13 protein-coding genes and 1 tRNA gene are annotated in these 15,808 nt (G+C 45.6%); 6 read left to right on the forward strand and 8 right to left on the reverse strand.

What is annotated here, in order from left to right:
* Nucleotide 1: 1 nt before the first annotated feature.
* Nucleotides 2-78: transfer RNA gene (locus NP165_RS12805), tRNA-Arg, on the reverse strand.
* 289 nt (nt 79-367) lie between these two features.
* Here NP165_RS12805 and NP165_RS12810 point away from each other — a divergent pair.
* Entirely contained in the window at nt 368-781 is a 414-nt protein-coding gene (locus NP165_RS12810) for a c-type cytochrome (RefSeq protein WP_257084291.1), read from the forward strand.
* 55 nt (nt 782-836) lie between these two features.
* Here the strand turns inward: NP165_RS12810 and rep are convergent, their stop codons facing one another.
* Nucleotides 837-2,855, reverse strand: coding sequence for a DNA helicase Rep (rep, locus tag NP165_RS12815; RefSeq protein WP_257084292.1), 2,019 nt, complete (start codon nt 2,853-2,855; stop codon nt 837-839).
* Between the two features lie 197 nt (nt 2,856-3,052).
* Here rep and NP165_RS12820 point away from each other — a divergent pair, with 197 nt between their 5' ends.
* The 4 genes from NP165_RS12820 to ubiK all read left to right on the forward strand — a co-directional run bounded on the left by NP165_RS12820 (nt 3,053) and on the right by ubiK (nt 8,291).
* A complete protein-coding gene (locus NP165_RS12820) occupies nt 3,053-3,634 on the forward strand; it encodes a TetR/AcrR family transcriptional regulator (protein WP_257084293.1) in 582 nt (193 codons plus the stop codon).
* An 18-nt stretch (nt 3,635-3,652) separates the two neighbouring features.
* The gene (locus tag NP165_RS12825) at nt 3,653-4,759 is read left to right on the forward strand and encodes an efflux RND transporter periplasmic adaptor subunit (RefSeq protein ID WP_257084294.1); all 1,107 of its coding nucleotides are present in this window, start codon (nt 3,653-3,655) and stop codon (nt 4,757-4,759) included.
* An 11-nt stretch (nt 4,760-4,770) separates the two neighbouring features.
* Entirely contained in the window at nt 4,771-7,893 is a 3,123-nt protein-coding gene (locus tag NP165_RS12830) for a multidrug efflux RND transporter permease subunit (protein ID WP_257084295.1), read from the forward strand.
* Between the two features lie 146 nt (nt 7,894-8,039).
* A complete protein-coding gene (gene ubiK, locus NP165_RS12835) occupies nt 8,040-8,291 on the forward strand; it encodes a ubiquinone biosynthesis accessory factor UbiK (protein ID WP_014230445.1) in 252 nt (83 codons plus the stop codon).
* 299 nt (nt 8,292-8,590) lie between these two features.
* Here ubiK and ilvC read toward each other — a convergent pair whose 3' ends face one another.
* A complete protein-coding gene (gene ilvC / locus NP165_RS12840; protein WP_257084296.1) occupies nt 8,591-10,075 on the reverse strand; it encodes a ketol-acid reductoisomerase in 1,485 nt (494 codons plus the stop codon).
* A 145-nt stretch (nt 10,076-10,220) separates the two neighbouring features.
* Between ilvC and ilvY the strand changes: the two genes are divergently transcribed.
* Entirely contained in the window at nt 10,221-11,108 is an 888-nt protein-coding gene (ilvY, locus tag NP165_RS12845; RefSeq protein WP_257084297.1) for an HTH-type transcriptional activator IlvY, read from the forward strand.
* A 48-nt stretch (nt 11,109-11,156) separates the two neighbouring features.
* On the opposite strand, the gene hemN is transcribed toward ilvY, so the two are convergent.
* From hemN to NP165_RS12870, 5 genes are all read right to left on the reverse strand, one after another.
* On the reverse strand, nt 11,157-12,545 hold the full coding sequence (gene hemN / locus NP165_RS12850) for an oxygen-independent coproporphyrinogen III oxidase (RefSeq protein WP_257084298.1): 1,389 nt from the start codon (nt 12,543-12,545) through the stop codon (nt 11,157-11,159).
* 172 nt (nt 12,546-12,717) lie between these two features.
* Nucleotides 12,718-13,206, reverse strand: coding sequence for a DUF2489 domain-containing protein (locus NP165_RS12855; protein ID WP_257084299.1), 489 nt, complete (start codon nt 13,204-13,206; stop codon nt 12,718-12,720).
* A 9-nt stretch (nt 13,207-13,215) separates the two neighbouring features.
* On the reverse strand, nt 13,216-13,782 hold the full coding sequence (gene yihI / locus NP165_RS12860; protein ID WP_257084300.1) for a Der GTPase-activating protein YihI: 567 nt from the start codon (nt 13,780-13,782) through the stop codon (nt 13,216-13,218).
* Entirely contained in the window at nt 13,782-14,420 is a 639-nt protein-coding gene (locus NP165_RS12865; RefSeq protein ID WP_257084301.1) for a class I SAM-dependent methyltransferase, read from the reverse strand. The genes yihI and NP165_RS12865 overlap by 1 nt, the downstream gene beginning before the upstream one ends.
* A 707-nt stretch (nt 14,421-15,127) precedes the next feature.
* A complete protein-coding gene (locus NP165_RS12870) occupies nt 15,128-15,745 on the reverse strand; it encodes a c-type cytochrome (protein ID WP_257084302.1) in 618 nt (205 codons plus the stop codon).
* Between the last annotated feature and the right edge of the window lie 63 nt (nt 15,746-15,808).

Below are 15,808 nucleotides of genomic sequence, written 5' to 3' on the forward strand. Positions count from 1 at the left end.
ATGGTACGCCCGAAAGGATTCGAACCTTCGACCTTTGGCTCCGGAGGCCAACGCTCTATCCAACTGAGCTACGGGCGCATGCCCTATCGGCGGAGTGGAATAATACGTATATCACTCAAGGCCGTCTAGTACTTTTTCAACTTTTTTTACCGTTTGACGCCTTTTTGGACAATTAAAGTGTGATAAACCCCTATTTCCGATTAGATAACTGATATGAAGGGGGTAACTTGCTGTTTATTGCAACAAGTTATCAGGATATAATCACCCATTATTTACATTGATTTAACAGCAATTCGCCTGTTGATTCAAACCACACTCTAATAATAGGTAAGCAAGAACTTACCTTCAGGAATGTAAAGTGAGTTTAATGGATATGTCTCGAAAAGTCTTAACCGCTTTGGTCGCTGCAGTAACTTTTTCTAGCGCCTCTTTCGCAGCAAGTATTAGCCAAGAAGAACATAATGCAATTGCTGAACGTATTAAACCTGTTGGTGATGTTTACCTTGCGGGTGCAGAGCCAGTAGCAGCAGAACCAACTGGCCCTCGTGATGGCGCAACGGTTTACGGTACGTTCTGTATTGCATGTCACTCATCTGGCGTGAGCGGCGCTCCAAAAACAGGAAACGCTGATGACTGGGGTCCACGTATCGCTCAAGGCAAGGACGTGCTAAAAGACCACGCGATCAACGGTTTTAATGCGATGCCAGCAAAAGGTTCATGTATGGACTGTTCAGACGACGAGATCGTTGCTGCTATCGAACATATGATTGCCGGCCTGTAATTGACAGATTAGCAACATACAAGAAGGGCCTGGTGATTTCACCAAGCCCTTTGTTTTATTTCTTATTAAACATCGCCCTAATGTTTGCGATGTGTGCCTGCCCTTTGGCCATTCTCTCTTCTTGAGTTTGAGGTTTCTTATTAATCTCCCACTCAACGTCATCAAAAGGCAACTCGTCTAGAAAACGGCTCTGAGTTGGCTTAATCAACTCACCAAACTGACGGCGCTCTTTGCACATGGTAAAAGTGAGCTCTCGCTGAGCACGTGTGATCCCCACATACATTAAACGTCGCTCTTCTTCAACGTTCTCTTCATCAATACTGGTCTGGTGCGGAAGAATACCCTCTTCGGAACCTATCAAATAGACATAAGGAAACTCCAAGCCTTTAGAAGCATGGAGCGTCATCAATTGAACCGCATCACTGTCATCATCGTCTTCTCCACGCTCCATCATGTCTCGCAGAGTTAAACGCTGAACAACCTCTTTAATGGTTTTTTCTTCTTGGTCGTAATTGTCACCTTCCAAGTCCGATACAATCCAAGAATAGAGATCAGAGACGTTCTTCATTCTCATCTCTGCGGCTTTCGGGCTAGGTGACGTTTCGTATAACCAATCTTCATAATTGATGTCACGCACTAACGAGCGAACCGCTTCTACCGTATCTCCACGCTCCGCTTGGTCGGCGATTTTAACCAGCCAAGACGTGAAGCGTTGCAAATTCTCAAGGCCGCGCCCAGATAAATGTTGCTCAAGCCCCATCTCAAAGCTGGCTTCGAACAAACTTTTTCCGCGCATATTGGCATAACTGCCGAGCTTTTCTAAAGTAACTGGACCAATCTCACGACGCGGCGTATTCACAATGCGCAAGAATGCGTTGTCATCATCCGGATTCACCAAGACGCGCAAGTACGCCATGATGTCTTTAATTTCAGCACGCGCAAAAAACGACGTACCACCAGAGAGCTTGTACGGAACTCGGTTTTGCATCAACGATTTTTCAATCAGTCGAGATTGATGGTTGCCACGATACAGAACAGCGTAATCTTTATAGTCGGTACGATTAAGGAACTTATGCGCGATCAATTCACCGGTAACTCGCTCGGCTTCGTGGTCTTCGTTTTTCGCTAGCAATACCTTGAGTTTTTCGCCGTCAGGAATTTCAGAGAACAGAGACTTCTCATACACGTGTGGGTTGTTCGCAATCAGAATGTTAGCAGCGCGCAAGATTCGGCTGGTCGAACGGTAATTCTGTTCAAGCTTAATCAATCTAAGATTTGGGTAGTCTTCCCCGAGTAACACCAAGTTTTGTGGTTTCGCGCCACGCCAAGAGTAGATGGACTGATCATCATCCCCTACTACGGTTAAGCGGCCACGCTCACCAACGATCAATTTCACTAATTCGTATTGGCTGGTGTTGGTATCTTGATATTCATCCACCAACAAGTAGCGGATTCGGTTTCGCCAGCGTTGCCTCACCTCTTCATTAGTACGAAGCAATAATACAGGCAGCAGAATCAAGTCATCAAAATCGAGTGCGTTATACGCTTTCATCTGCTTTTGGTACATCTCAAAACAGAACGCAAACAACTGCTGCTGCTCACCTTTCGCATGAGCTTTCGCTTGCTCTGGTGTCAGCATGTCGTTTTTCCAATTGGAAATAGAACTTAAGAGCTGCTTAAGTAAATCTTTGTCACCATCCAACTGCTTCTCAGTCAGCTCTTTGAGCAAAGCCATCTGGTCTTGGTCATCAAATAGAGAGAAACCCGCTTTCAGCCCCAGCGCTTTGTACTCACGTTTAATGATATTCAGACCTAACGTATGGAAGGTGGACACCATTAAGCCTTTGGATTCATTCTTACCCAGAGTTTGAGCAACACGCTCTTTCATCTCACGTGACGCCTTGTTAGTAAAGGTCACTGCTGCGATGTTGCGCGCCTTATAGCCACACTGCTGAACCAAATAAGCAATTTTATTGGTGATTACTCGGGTTTTTCCCGATCCAGCGCCAGCCAGTACAAGGCAAGGCCCTGATACGTACTTAACCGCTTCGTCTTGTCTAGGGTTCAGCTTCATAGGGTTCTCTGAGGTGAAATTGGTGGCGCTTATAATAATGGCGCATTGTTTGGATTACTACGTTTAATCCTTCCCTCTTTAGCGAACAAGTTAATCCCACTGATGCAAAATTTATAACGTTTGAGAAAAGTTTATTGCACACCCGTATAGCTTTTGATCTATAATGAATGAACGTTCATTCATTGGCTGTAAACTTTATGTCTAATAACAGTTCTTTAGATAAAAAAGAGCAGATCCTCTGTGCTGCAGAAAAGCTGATTGCAGAATCTGGGTTCCAGGGTTTTTCTATGCAAAAGTTGGCTAAAGAAGCAGGTGTCGCAGCAGGTACGATCTATCGTTACTTTTCCGACAAAGACCACCTTTTATATGAAGTTAGACTGAACGTAGCAAAACGCATTGCAACTGCAGTTCAAGCAGGCGTTAGCGTCGATATGCCCTTGAAAGAGTGCTATCGAACTATGTGGCTCAACATTTGGCGTTTAGCTGGGTCCAACATAGATACACTGAGCAACCGTGTTCAATATGAATCTCTTCCTTCCGCCAACACAGACAAAGCACGCGAAATAGAGCGAAAAATGTTTGCTCAAGTCGATCGCTTGTTTGATCAAGGTAAAGAGCAAGGGATATTTAAACCCCTCGATAATCAGATTCTTTCAGGGCTGAGTTTTGAGACTAGCGTTTCGCTTGCTCGCAAACATGCTTTGGGATTCTACCAACTGGATGAAGCGGCGATTGAAGCAGCCATTGAAGCCAGTTGGGATGCAATCATTCAACACTAACTTGGAGTTCTCCTCAGAATGAAAAAGTGGACTTTCTTTATGTTACTTATCGCTATCCTGCTATTCGGCAGCGTGATAGGTTTCAACTTGTTCAAGCAACAGAAGATAGCCGAATATATGGCCAATCGTCCGGAGCCTGATTTTCCCGTCACCGTCACTGAAGTTCAGTCAGTCGATTGGGTACCTGTCATTGAAGCTATCGGTTTCATCGAGCCAAACCAAGGTGTGACAGTCGCAAACGAAACCAGCGGTGTAATTAGCCAAATTCCATTTGAATCGGGCACTCCCGTGAAAGAAGGCCAGCCTTTGGTTCTTCTGGATTCAGCGGTAGAGAAAGCCAATCTAAAGAGTGCGCAAGCTAAACTGCCTGCAGCTCAAGCTAAATACAAGCGTTACCAAGGTCTGTTCAAGAAAGGTTCGATTTCGAAAGAAGCGTACGATGAAGCAGAAGCGAATTACTTCTCTCTTCGCGCAGACATCGAGAGCTTAAAAGCATCCATCGACCGTCGTGAAATCAAAGCGCCGTTTTCTGGCGTTGTCGGAATTCGTAACGTTTATTTAGGTCAATACCTACAAGCAGGCACTGATATCGTGCGTCTTGAGGACACCAGCGTAATGCGTCTGCGTTTTACCGTGCCACAAACGGATATCTCTCGCATTCATATGGAACAAGCCGTCGATATTTTTGTTGATGCTTACCCAGAGATCGCGTTCAAAGGCTCAATCACAGCAATCGAACCTGCGGTTAATGTCCAAAGTGGTCTTATCCAAGTTCAAGCGGATATCCCGAACAGCGACGGTAAGCTGCGCAGCGGTATGTTTGCACGTGCGAACATCATCCTGCCTAAACTTGAAAATCAAGTCACTCTTCCACAAACCGCCATTACTTTCACTCTATACGGTGACAATATTTACGTCGTATCTGAAGAAGATGGTGAAAAGCGTGTTAAACAGCAAGTGGTAAAAGTGGGTGAACGCACTAAGGACATCGCGCACATTCTTGAAGGTGTGAAACCAGGTGATGTTGTTGTGACATCAGGTCAAGTTCGTTTGAGTAACAACGCAAAAGTTCGTGTAGTAGAAAGCAATGCGACTACTCCACCAGCTGAAACACCAATGCTGTAACCGGAGGCTTCATGCGCTTTACTGATGTTTTTATTAAACGTCCAGTTTTAGCGGTATCGATCAGCTTTTTGATCGCATTGCTTGGTTTGCAAGCAATCTTCAAAATGCAGGTCCGTGAATACCCTGAAATGACGAATACGGAAGTAACGGTTTCGACCAGTTACTACGGCGCTAGTGCCGACCTAATCCAAGGCTTTATTACTCAGCCTTTGGAGCAAGCGGTCGCACAGGCAGATAATATTGACTATATGACGTCTCAATCGGTTCTTGGCCGTTCAACTATCACAGTAAAAATGAAGTTGAACACGGACCCGAATGCGGCGCTGTCAGATATACTGGCAAAAACCAACTCGGTTCGCTCTCAATTACCTAAAGAAGCGGAAGACCCGACAGTAACCATGTCAACCGGTTCGACAACCGCGGTACTGTACATTGGTTTCACCAGTGACGAGCTGTCTTCAAGTCAGATCACAGATTACCTTGAACGCGTAATCAACCCACAGTTGTTTACCGTTAACGGTGTATCGAAAGTTGACCTGTACGGTGGTATGAAATACGCGCTACGTGTTTGGCTAGACCCAGCAAAAATGGCAGCGTTTAACCTTACCGCGACAGACGTAATGGGCGTGCTAAGTGCGAACAACTACCAGTCGGCAACCGGTCAGGCTATCGGTGAGTTTGTCCTTTATAACGGCAGCGCAGACACTCAAGTCTCGAACGTTGATGAGCTTAAAAACTTAGTGGTCAGTACCGATGAAGGTAAGGTCACACGTTTAGGCGATATCGCAAAAGTGACGCTTGAGAAGAGCCACGACTTGTACCGTGCGAGTGCAAATGGTCAGGAAGCCGTGGTTGCCGCGATTAACGCAGCGCCAAGTGCTAACCCGATTAACATTGCTGCTGACGTATTGGACTTGCTACCTCAACTTGAGAGTAACTTACCAAGCACTATCAAAATGGATGTGTTGTATGACTCAACCATCGCAATCAACGAATCGATTAACGAAGTAATCAAAACCATCGTTGAAGCAGCACTTATCGTACTAATTGTGATCACCTTGTTCCTAGGATCATTCCGTGCGGTAATCATCCCTATCGTCACTATCCCACTTTCTTTGATTGGTGTAGCGATGGTGATGCAGTCAATGGGTTTCTCTTGGAACCTGATGACACTGCTAGCAATGGTTCTAGCTATCGGTCTGGTGGTAGACGATGCGATCGTAGTACTGGAAAACGTCGACCGACACATTAAATTGGGTGAATCTCCATTCCGCGCAGCCATTATTGGTACGCGTGAAATCGCGGTACCCGTTATTGCAATGACGCTGACGCTAGGTGCGGTATACGCGCCAATCGCGCTGATGGGTGGTATTACGGGCTCGCTATTTAAAGAGTTCGCATTAACCCTAGCGGGCGCGGTATTTGTGTCTGGTATTGTGGCACTGACGCTTTCACCGATGATGTGTTCAAAAATGCTGAAAGCGCATCAAGAGCCAAGCAAGTTTGAGCAGAAAGTCCATAGCGTTCTAGATCGTATGACCAACCGTTATGCGAAGATGCTAGGTGCGGTAATGCAACACCGCCCTGTGGTAATCGGCTTTGCATTGATTGTATTTGCCAGCCTACCAATGCTGTTCAAATTCATTCCAAGCGAACTGGCTCCATCAGAAGATAAAGGTGTTGTTGTATTGATGGGTACTGCTCCATCAAACTCGAACTTAGACTTTATCCAGAACACGATGGATGACGTAAACAGAATCCTTTCTGAACAGCCAGAAGTACAGTTTGCTCAGGTGTTCTCAGGTGTGCCTAACTCAAACCAAGCGTTCGGTATCGCTTCGATGGTGCCTTGGAGTGAGCGTGAAGCTAGCCAAGCAGACGTAACTGGCCGTGTAGGTGGATTGGTTGCAGACGTACCGGGAATGGCAGTTACCGCATTCCAAATGCCTGAACTACCAGGTGCTGGTAGCGGTCTACCAATTCAGTTTGTTCTGACCACACCAAACGCGTTTGAAAGTCTATTTGCGATTGCAACGGACGTGTTGACGGAAGTGAAGTCTAGCCCGATGTTCGTCTACTCAGACCTAGACCTGAACTACGACTCGGCGACGATGAAAATCAACATCGACAAAGACAAAGCAGGTGCATACGGCGTAACCATGCAAGACATCGGTATCACGCTGGGTACGATGATGGCGGATGGCTACGTAAACCGTATCGACCTGAACGGCCGCTCTTACGAAGTTATCCCTCAGGTAGAGCGTAAGTGGCGTCTAAACCCAGAGTCGATGAACAACTACTACGTGCGTGCAGCTGACGGCAACGCGGTCCCACTAAGCAACCTAATCACTATTGATGTTATTGCTGAGCCTCGCTCACTGCCTCACTTCAACCAGCTGAACTCAGCTACGGTGGGTGCTGTACCATCACCGGGTACTGCAATGGGCGATGCGATTAACTGGTTTGAGAACATTGCTGAAACGAAACTGCCAAGCGGCTACAACCATGACTACATGGGCGAAGCGCGTCAGTTTGTGACTGAAGGTAGCGCGCTATACGCGACGTTTGGTTTAGCACTGGCAATCATCTTCTTGGTTCTAGCGATTCAGTTTGAATCACTGAAAGACCCAATCGTGATCATGGTGTCGGTTCCATTGGCGGTATGTGGTGCGTTGATTGCCTTAGCGTGGGGTGCTGCGTCAATGAACATCTACTCGCAGGTGGGTTTGATCACGCTGGTTGGTCTGATTACCAAGCACGGTATCTTGATCTGTGAAGTAGCGAAAGAAGAGCAACTGCACAATAACCTAGGTAAAACAGAAGCAGTAATGGAAGCGGCAAAAGTTCGTCTACGCCCTATCCTAATGACGACAGCAGCGATGATCGCGGGTCTTATCCCACTGATGTACGCGACAGGTGCAGGTGCAGCTCAGCGCTTTAGTATCGGTATCGTAATCGTTGCTGGTCTAGCGATTGGTACGCTGTTTACCCTATTCGTACTGCCAGTGATCTACAGCTACTTAGCTGAGAAGCACAAGCCACTACCTGTTTTTGTCGAGGACAAAGACCTGGAAAAGTTGGCACGCGTTGATGAGGCAAAAGCCGCACAACGCGAACTTACTGACCATCACTAAGAGTTAGAAACGCAAAAGGCCACTTCGGTGGCCTTTTTTATTGCCTAACGTAAGGTGTGTCTGGCTCGATTTTTTGCTATCTAACTAGCGACTTTCCCGTATCAATTACATAGAATGTAACCAAAGAGACAGGAGTTTTAGTCACCATGTTTGACCCAAAGAAACTAGAGCAAATCGCTAAACAAATTCACGACTCTATGCCAGCACCTGTAAAAGAGCTGGGTGCAGACGTCGACCAAAAAGTTCGCCAAGTAATCCAAGGCCAGCTAAACAAGTTGGACGTTGTTAGCCGCGAAGAGTTTGACGTACAAACACAAGTGCTACTGCGCACTCGCCAAAAGCTAACCGAAATGGAAGCAAAACTGGCAGAGCTTGAAGCGAAACTAGCAGACAAGTAAACATCGTCTTCGACAAGACTCAAAAGGCTGACACTTAGGTGCCAGCCTTTTTTATATCTGTTCTCAAAGCAAAACGCACCGAAAACAAAAAGGCTTGGTCAACGGAGACCAAGCCTTTTAATTAGATGTTGTGTTTTATTTTGTATTTATCACTCCAGTCTGCCTGGAGTTCATTTACTGCGTTACTTTAGACTAGGTAAATTACGCAGTATTAAGGTTTCATTTCTAGGAGAAGGCGCGGAGTTTACGATAGTAAATGAGCACCTTCGACACCGAAATAGAACCTTAAGGCCAGTAATTTAGCCGCCTACCGCGATGCGCTTCATATCCGTCATGTATCCTCGTAACTCTTCACCAATGTACTCAACTGGGTGGTTACGGATCGCATCATTCACTTCGATAAGACGACCGTTGTCTACTTGGTTAGACGTTTCGCCTAGACCTTTACCGATCACGTCAGTGCCTACTTTCGGCATGAACTTTTCACGTAGTAGCGGTGTAGCTACGTTTGCGAATAGGTAGTTACCGTATTCTGCTGTGTCTGAGATTACTACGTTCATTTCGTATAGACGCTTACGAGCGATCGTGTTTGCGATTAGCGGTAGCTCGTGTAGTGACTCGTAGTACGCTGACTCATCGATGATACCTGATGCTGTCATTGCTTCGAATGCTAGCTCAACACCCGCACGAACCATTGCAATCATTAGGATGCCGTTATCAAAGTACTCTTGCTCTGAAATTTCTACGTCAGACGCTGGGTAGTTTTCAAACGCTGTTTGGCCTGTTTCTTCACGCCAGCCTAGTAGGTTCACGTCGTCATTTGCCCAGTCAGCCATCATAGTGCGAGAGAATTCGCCTTCGATGATGTCATCCATGTGCTTGTTGTAAAGCGGACGCATTAGGTCTTTTAGCTCTTCAGAAAGCTCAAATGCTTTGATTTTCGCTGGGTTTGATAGGCGATCCATCATGTGAGTGATGCCACCAAACTTCAGTGCTTCTGTTACTGTTTCCCAACCGTACTGCAGTAGTTTACCTGCGTAACCTGGGTCGATACCTTCAGCAACCATCTTCTCGTAACATACGATAGAACCCGCTTGTAGCATGCCACATAGGATAGTTTGCTCGCCCATAAGGTCAGATTTTACTTCTGCCACGAATGAAGATTCTAGACAGCCTGCGCGGTGACCACCTGTTGCCGCTGCCCATGCTTTCGCGATATCCCAACCTTCACCTTTTGGATCGTTTTCTGGGTGAACTGCGATTAGCGTTGGTACACCGAAACCACGTTTGTATTCTTCACGTACTTCCGTACCTGGACACTTAGGTGCAACCATCACTACTGTTAGGTCTTTACGGATTTGCATACCTTCTTCAACAACGTTGAAGCCGTGAGAGTAACCCAGTGCTGCGCCTTCTTTCATTAGCGGCATTACTGTTTCTACTACGTTGGTGTGCTGTTTGTCAGGCGTTAGGTTAACTACTAGGTCTGCTTGAGGAATTAGCGTCTCGTAGCTGCCTACTTCAAAACCGTTTTCTTTTGCGTTCTTGTACGATTGACGCTGCTCGTCGATCGCAGCTTGGCGAAGTGCATATGCTACGTCTAGACCAGAGTCACGCATGTTTAAACCTTGGTTAAGACCTTGCGCGCCACAACCAACGATCACGACCTTTTTGCCTTTTAGGTAATCGGCTTCAGTAGCGAACTCACTGCGATCCATAAAGCGACAACGACCAAGTTGGTCTAGTTGCTGACGTAGGTTTAAGGTATTGAAATAGTTAGCCATAGCAGGGCTCTCCTTGTAAGAATTTTTCCATCAGGTCGATATTTCTCTATCGAATGAATTGATACTAAAACAGACAGTCGATTGCTTAAAGTGATATATTCACAATTAGTTATTGCAAAAAGTGCAACAAGGAAATGACGCTTTTATGAACATTAAAAGTCTGCAGGTTTTTACCCACCTGTGTGATAGTAGGAGCTTTGCCAAAACCGCCTCAGCGATGCACATCAGTCCATCAGCTCTGAGCCGCCAAATCCAGAAGCTTGAAGCCGAAACCGGGCAAGCCTTATTTGTGCGCGATAACCGTAGCGTAGAGCTAACACCTGCGGCTAAAAAGCTCCTCCCCGTTGCATTACGAATCATTGGGGAATGGCAGAGCTACAATGCTCAAGTCAGAGGAATAGACAAAGAGCTCAAAGGTGAAATCCGTCTGTTTTGTTCGGTGACCGCAAGCTACAGCCATTTACCAGAATTACTGAGTGAGTTCCGCATTCAGCATCCTTTTATCGAATTTAAGCTGCAAACTGGCGATCCTGCAACCGCCATCGATAGAGTATTGGCGGATGATGTTGACGTCGCCATCTCGGCGCTGCCTGAACAACTTCCTTCGCGCATTGAGTTCGAGACAATTAGCGAGATGCCACTTTCTTTCATTGCGCCCGTTGGGGTGAGCAGCTTTTCTGAAGAGCTGCAAAAAGAGAAACCTGACTGGTCAAATATTCCGTTTATTGTCCCTGAGTCTGGCACTGCGCGTGAACGAGCAAACACATGGTTTAAAAAGATGAAAATCAAACCGAACATTTACGCGCAAGTATCTGGTCACGAAGCCATTGTCAGTATGGTCGCGCTCGGTTGTGGTGTTGGCATTGCACCGGATGTCGTTATCAATAACAGCCCAGTCAAAGAAAAGATTCAGCGCCTGAAAGTCGCAATTAAACCATTTAAGCTTGGTATATGTTGCAAACGGGCGCAGCTTGATAACCCATTAGTTAAAGCTTTATGGGATGTTGCCCAATCAACCTACATTGCACCATAACGTAAAAAGCCACCTATTCAGGTGGCTGGGTAGACTCTATTGTGTGGCTTAGATAACGCGAGAGAACTGTTGCTGACGCGCTTTGGCACGCAGGTATTTATCAAAACACATGCAGATATTGCGGATCAGCAGTCGACCACGCAAGGTTACGCGAATCTCGCTATCATCCACTTCGACCAATTGATCATCAATAAAGGTTTGCAACAGGCCTAAATCTTCTTTGAAGTACTGATTAAAGTTAACATTGAAGTTCGCTTCGATTGCGGTCTTATCAAGTTTGAAGTTACAAATCAGTTGCTTAATCACGTCGCGTCGAAGTAAGTCATCACTATCAAGTGCTACGCCTTTCCATAAAGCATGGCGCTGCTCCGCAACCTGAGCATAATACTTTTTCAGCTCTTTCTGGTTTTGAGCGTAAGCATTACCAATCATGGAAATCGCGGAAACCCCAAAGCCAACCAAGTCACACTCGCCTTGCGTCGTGTAACCTTGGAAGTTGCGGTGAAGTACACCATTTCGCTGAGCAACCGCTAGCTCATCGTCAGGTAACGCGAAGTGGTCCATCCCGATGAATTGGTATCCAGCACCAGTTAACGTACTGATCGTATCTTGAAGAATTGCCATTTTCTCTTCCGCTTGAGGCAAATCTTCGTCTTTGATTTTGCGCTGCGCAGCAAACAGTTGCGGCATATGTGCGTAGTTAAACACTGACAAGCGGCCGGGTTTCATCTCCAGTACTTGGCTCAGCGTTTGTGCGAATGATTCTTTCGTTTGCTTTGGCAGACCATAAATCAAATCAAGGTTAGTCGAACGGAAACCAAGCTGTTTAGCACGCTCAACCATGGCGAAGATAAACTCTTCGTCTTGCTCTCGGTTAACCAACTTCTGCACTTCTTTGTTGAAGTCCTGTACACCGATACTCAGGCGGTTAAACCCTTCACTGCGCAAGTGATCAAGCATGTCTAGCTCAATTTCACGCGGGTCAACTTCAATGCTGATTTCAGAGTCAGGTTCAAAAGAGAACTCGCCGCGTAAAATCGCCATTAATCGACTAATCTGCGCTTTGGTTAAGAATGTCGGTGTGCCACCACCAAAATGCAATTGAGTGACTTTTCGGCCATGAAGTAGTGCAGCGCGAGTGCGGATCTCAAGCTCCAATACATCAAGGTATTCATCGGCCTTGTGAGAATGGCGAGTAATGACTTTATTACAGCCGCAGTAATAACAAAGCTTATGGCAGAATGGAATGTGGATATACAGAGACAACGGTCGATCTGGATACTCGGTGCAAGCCATATCGTAATCGGCAATAGTAAATGCCTCGTGGAACTCCAACGCGGTTGGGTACGAGGTATAACGAGGGCCCGAATAGTTGTATTTATCGAGAACGGCTTGATCCCACACTATTTGCTGACTGGCGACAACTTGCTGCGACATAATGCTTTTCCATTTAGGCTGTAATAATTATCTGGCGTTAGGCCTTACATATCGACGCATATTTTGCCACAGCGTAAGGTTGCTCGTTGCCAGACAGTTCGCTTTTTCAGTAACAAAGCTCTGAAATGATAACCCGATCACTTACTGATCATAGGAAGTAATCGGGGATTCACTAGATCATTTGAATGTTGATCTGATTATTTAAAGGCTTAACCTTTTTCTGAAGTTGCTTGAGCTCTTCAATAATCGCATCTTGTAGACGAGACTCAGACTTTTGGCGTTCAAGATTCTGCGTCATGCGCTCTTTCTTAACCAGCTTTTGACGATCTTCACCGCGCGCCATGTCTTTTACGATGTGAAACAGTTCTGCTGTTGCTGGATATTCTTTATCGAAATCCACTCGGTCGTCACCCTGGACATAGTCCATGATGTTGTAAAGACGAATGCTGATTTCAGAGAGATCACATTGACCTTGAATACCCGCTAGGCACAACACACTGACACTTTCGAAGATGTTCGCGTTGCGTTTCTCGATCGCTAGCTGCTTATGCTGCTCTTGCAACTCCTTTTGCTTTTTAAGCTGGAGCAGAAGGTAACCTGCATAAGACGCTAAGCCGAGAATAATGATTCCACCAGCAATGGCTAACACGGTTACGTTCATAACGGGCTCTTATCCTTTAAACTGATTCAGATCCAAGTCTTCAAATTGCGATAGCAGATCGTCATCCGATGCGACTTTCTTATTCGCTTTTTTCGGTGCAGACTCTACCACTTCTTCTTGTTCTTCTTCGTACTCGTCTTCCGCTGGCTCTTCGTAGACGCCAAGCTGCTTCATAAGTACTTCGATGCGATCTAGTTTCTCATCGACGTATTTTTGCAAGCCCGCACCTAAGCTTTCACCGTTGTCTAGGCGGTCAAGCAATACGTTTAGCTGCGCGTCATTTTCTAGCATCTCTAGCTCTTTCTCAGCATTCACACGGCGGTCCGCCTTGCTTAGCTTCTTAGGAGCATCAACCACGAGTGGAATTTTTTTCTTGCTACCTAAACGAGGGTCAAGCTTTTGACCTGCGCTACGTAGCTGTTGCGCTTTCTCTTCAGAGTTGCGAGTACCGGTTTTTAAACCTTTACGCTTTTTTTCACGTTTACGCAAACGTCCTTCAACGTCTGACTGTGTACGGTTACGGACAACGATTACGTCACCGTTACCACCTGATCTTGCTTTCTTACTACGGCTCATTACTGCGGCTTCCTCAGTAAAATTACATCATTACCAATAAATTCAAGCTCGAGCTGATCCCGCTCTGCCAAGTACTGAAACGTATTTCGACTAAAGAACACCACATGAGTTGGGTCATTCTTGTAGTGCCAATTGGCAAACGCTTCGACATTGATAACCAGTTTAGTCATAAGACCAATCCAGCCACCTGGCTTAACCAAATTTAACCATTGCTGCCACACGCTATCGGGATCGTACAGATGCTCAATAACTTCTGTGGACGTCATAAAATCGTACTGTTTCTCTAACACCTTATTATCCGGGTGATAGTAGATATCGTACAAACTCATGGTATGGCCCTGCTCTTCCAACATCAGTGATAACGTTGGACCCGGACCACAACCGAAATCTATCCCGTGAGATGCAGGCTCAATACGCTCTAATATGGGGTCAGCGACTCGAGATAAAAAGCGTCGATAGCCTCCATCTGTTGGGTCGTTTTCGTGCATGTCGTAATGGGCTTTTTCAGCCTCAGCATCCAGTCTTTGCTCTGGATTGACAAACACGAGCTCACATTGCATGCATTGAAGGTATGCACGACGCTTATCTTCAAAGTAGTTTTTGATCTCTAAGCTTTGACAAAGTGGGCAATTGTGCATTGTTACATCTCCAAACAGGGATGCGAAACATACCAGAAACTGGCTTTAGAGTGGAGTGCTATTGTGCAAATAATCGTCGATTTAATAAAATTAACCAATAAAAAAAGCGATAGATAGATCTATCGCTTTCTAAATGCCTATTGGCGAAACTGTGTTGCACCGATACTAGTGCACCAAATTTCCTTTTGTTTTTAGAGCTTTCCCTGCAAAAGGTTTGTTTTTCACCATCCTAGTGAATTTTGGCTTTCCTTGTTACTTCCTGTATTGAGACTTGTCCTTAGTCTGATCCTTTCCGCTGTCTAAACCATTAGACAAGTTGACCATCCCTATCTGGTAAGCTTCCTGCCTACCCCATCCCTTTTTCTTACTTGCAAGCAATGCCTGCATCCCTGTAGACCATCATGGTCTGTTTCCTTATCAGCACCCCTGCCGATGTAGATACTTTAACGATTTGATTCTTTGACACAATCTCTCTGAAAGAAAATTGATGCCTAAATCCATTCTCATTTTGCGAACACTTTAAATTCAAATACTTAAAATAACCCTGTTCGTATATTTAACTTGATGAATGGACGATCTCTTACAAAGACATGAGATAGATGAGAAAGTGACAGAAAATCCAAGTGAGATCTGGATCAAATGAAAAAGCCCAGAGATAACTCTGGGCTTTTTCATTACAACTTTATGCTCGAACGAATAAGTAGGGCTTAGTGTAGACCACCAACGTATTTAGAAAGTACGGCAATATCTTCATCTGTCAGCTTTTTCGCTACGTCACGCATCATCGCGTTCATATCGTTACCACGATTTTCATCACGGAATTTTTCTAGCTGAGCTTTGATATAGTCTGCATGTTGGCCTGAGATTTTAGGGAAACCTGAAAGCTCAGTACCGTTACCACGTGGGCCATGACAAGCGATACAAGCCGTTAGGCCACGCTCAGCATCACCAGCGGTGTACAGATTTTTACCTTTCTCAACTACGTTTTCAGGCGTAGTATTGTGAGAAATTGGTAGTGAAGCGTAGTAAGCCGCAAGATCTTGCATATCTTGCTCTGACAGTGGCATTGCCATACCACTCATCACAGGGTCGTAACGACCTTGCTTACCGTTGCTAGTCATACCCAGTTTCAGGTCTTTCAGCTGCTTCTCAATATATTTAGCATGCTGACCTGCAAGTTTAGGGTACATTGCGAGTTGACTGTTGCCATCAGCACCATGGCAGGCAACACAAGTTTGGGATTTTGCTTTACCAGCTTCAATGCTGCCTTGGGCCCACACAGAGCAGCTGGCTAAAAGACTCAAGATTAGCGCTAATTTCTTCATGACATTCCATTATAATTATCAAGCTTCCAGTACCACTCTGCGTTAACACTCATGGTACAATAG

It is taken from the genome of Vibrio japonicus, assembly GCF_024582835.1.
GTDB classification, from domain to species: domain Bacteria; phylum Pseudomonadota; class Gammaproteobacteria; order Enterobacterales; family Vibrionaceae; genus Vibrio; species Vibrio japonicus.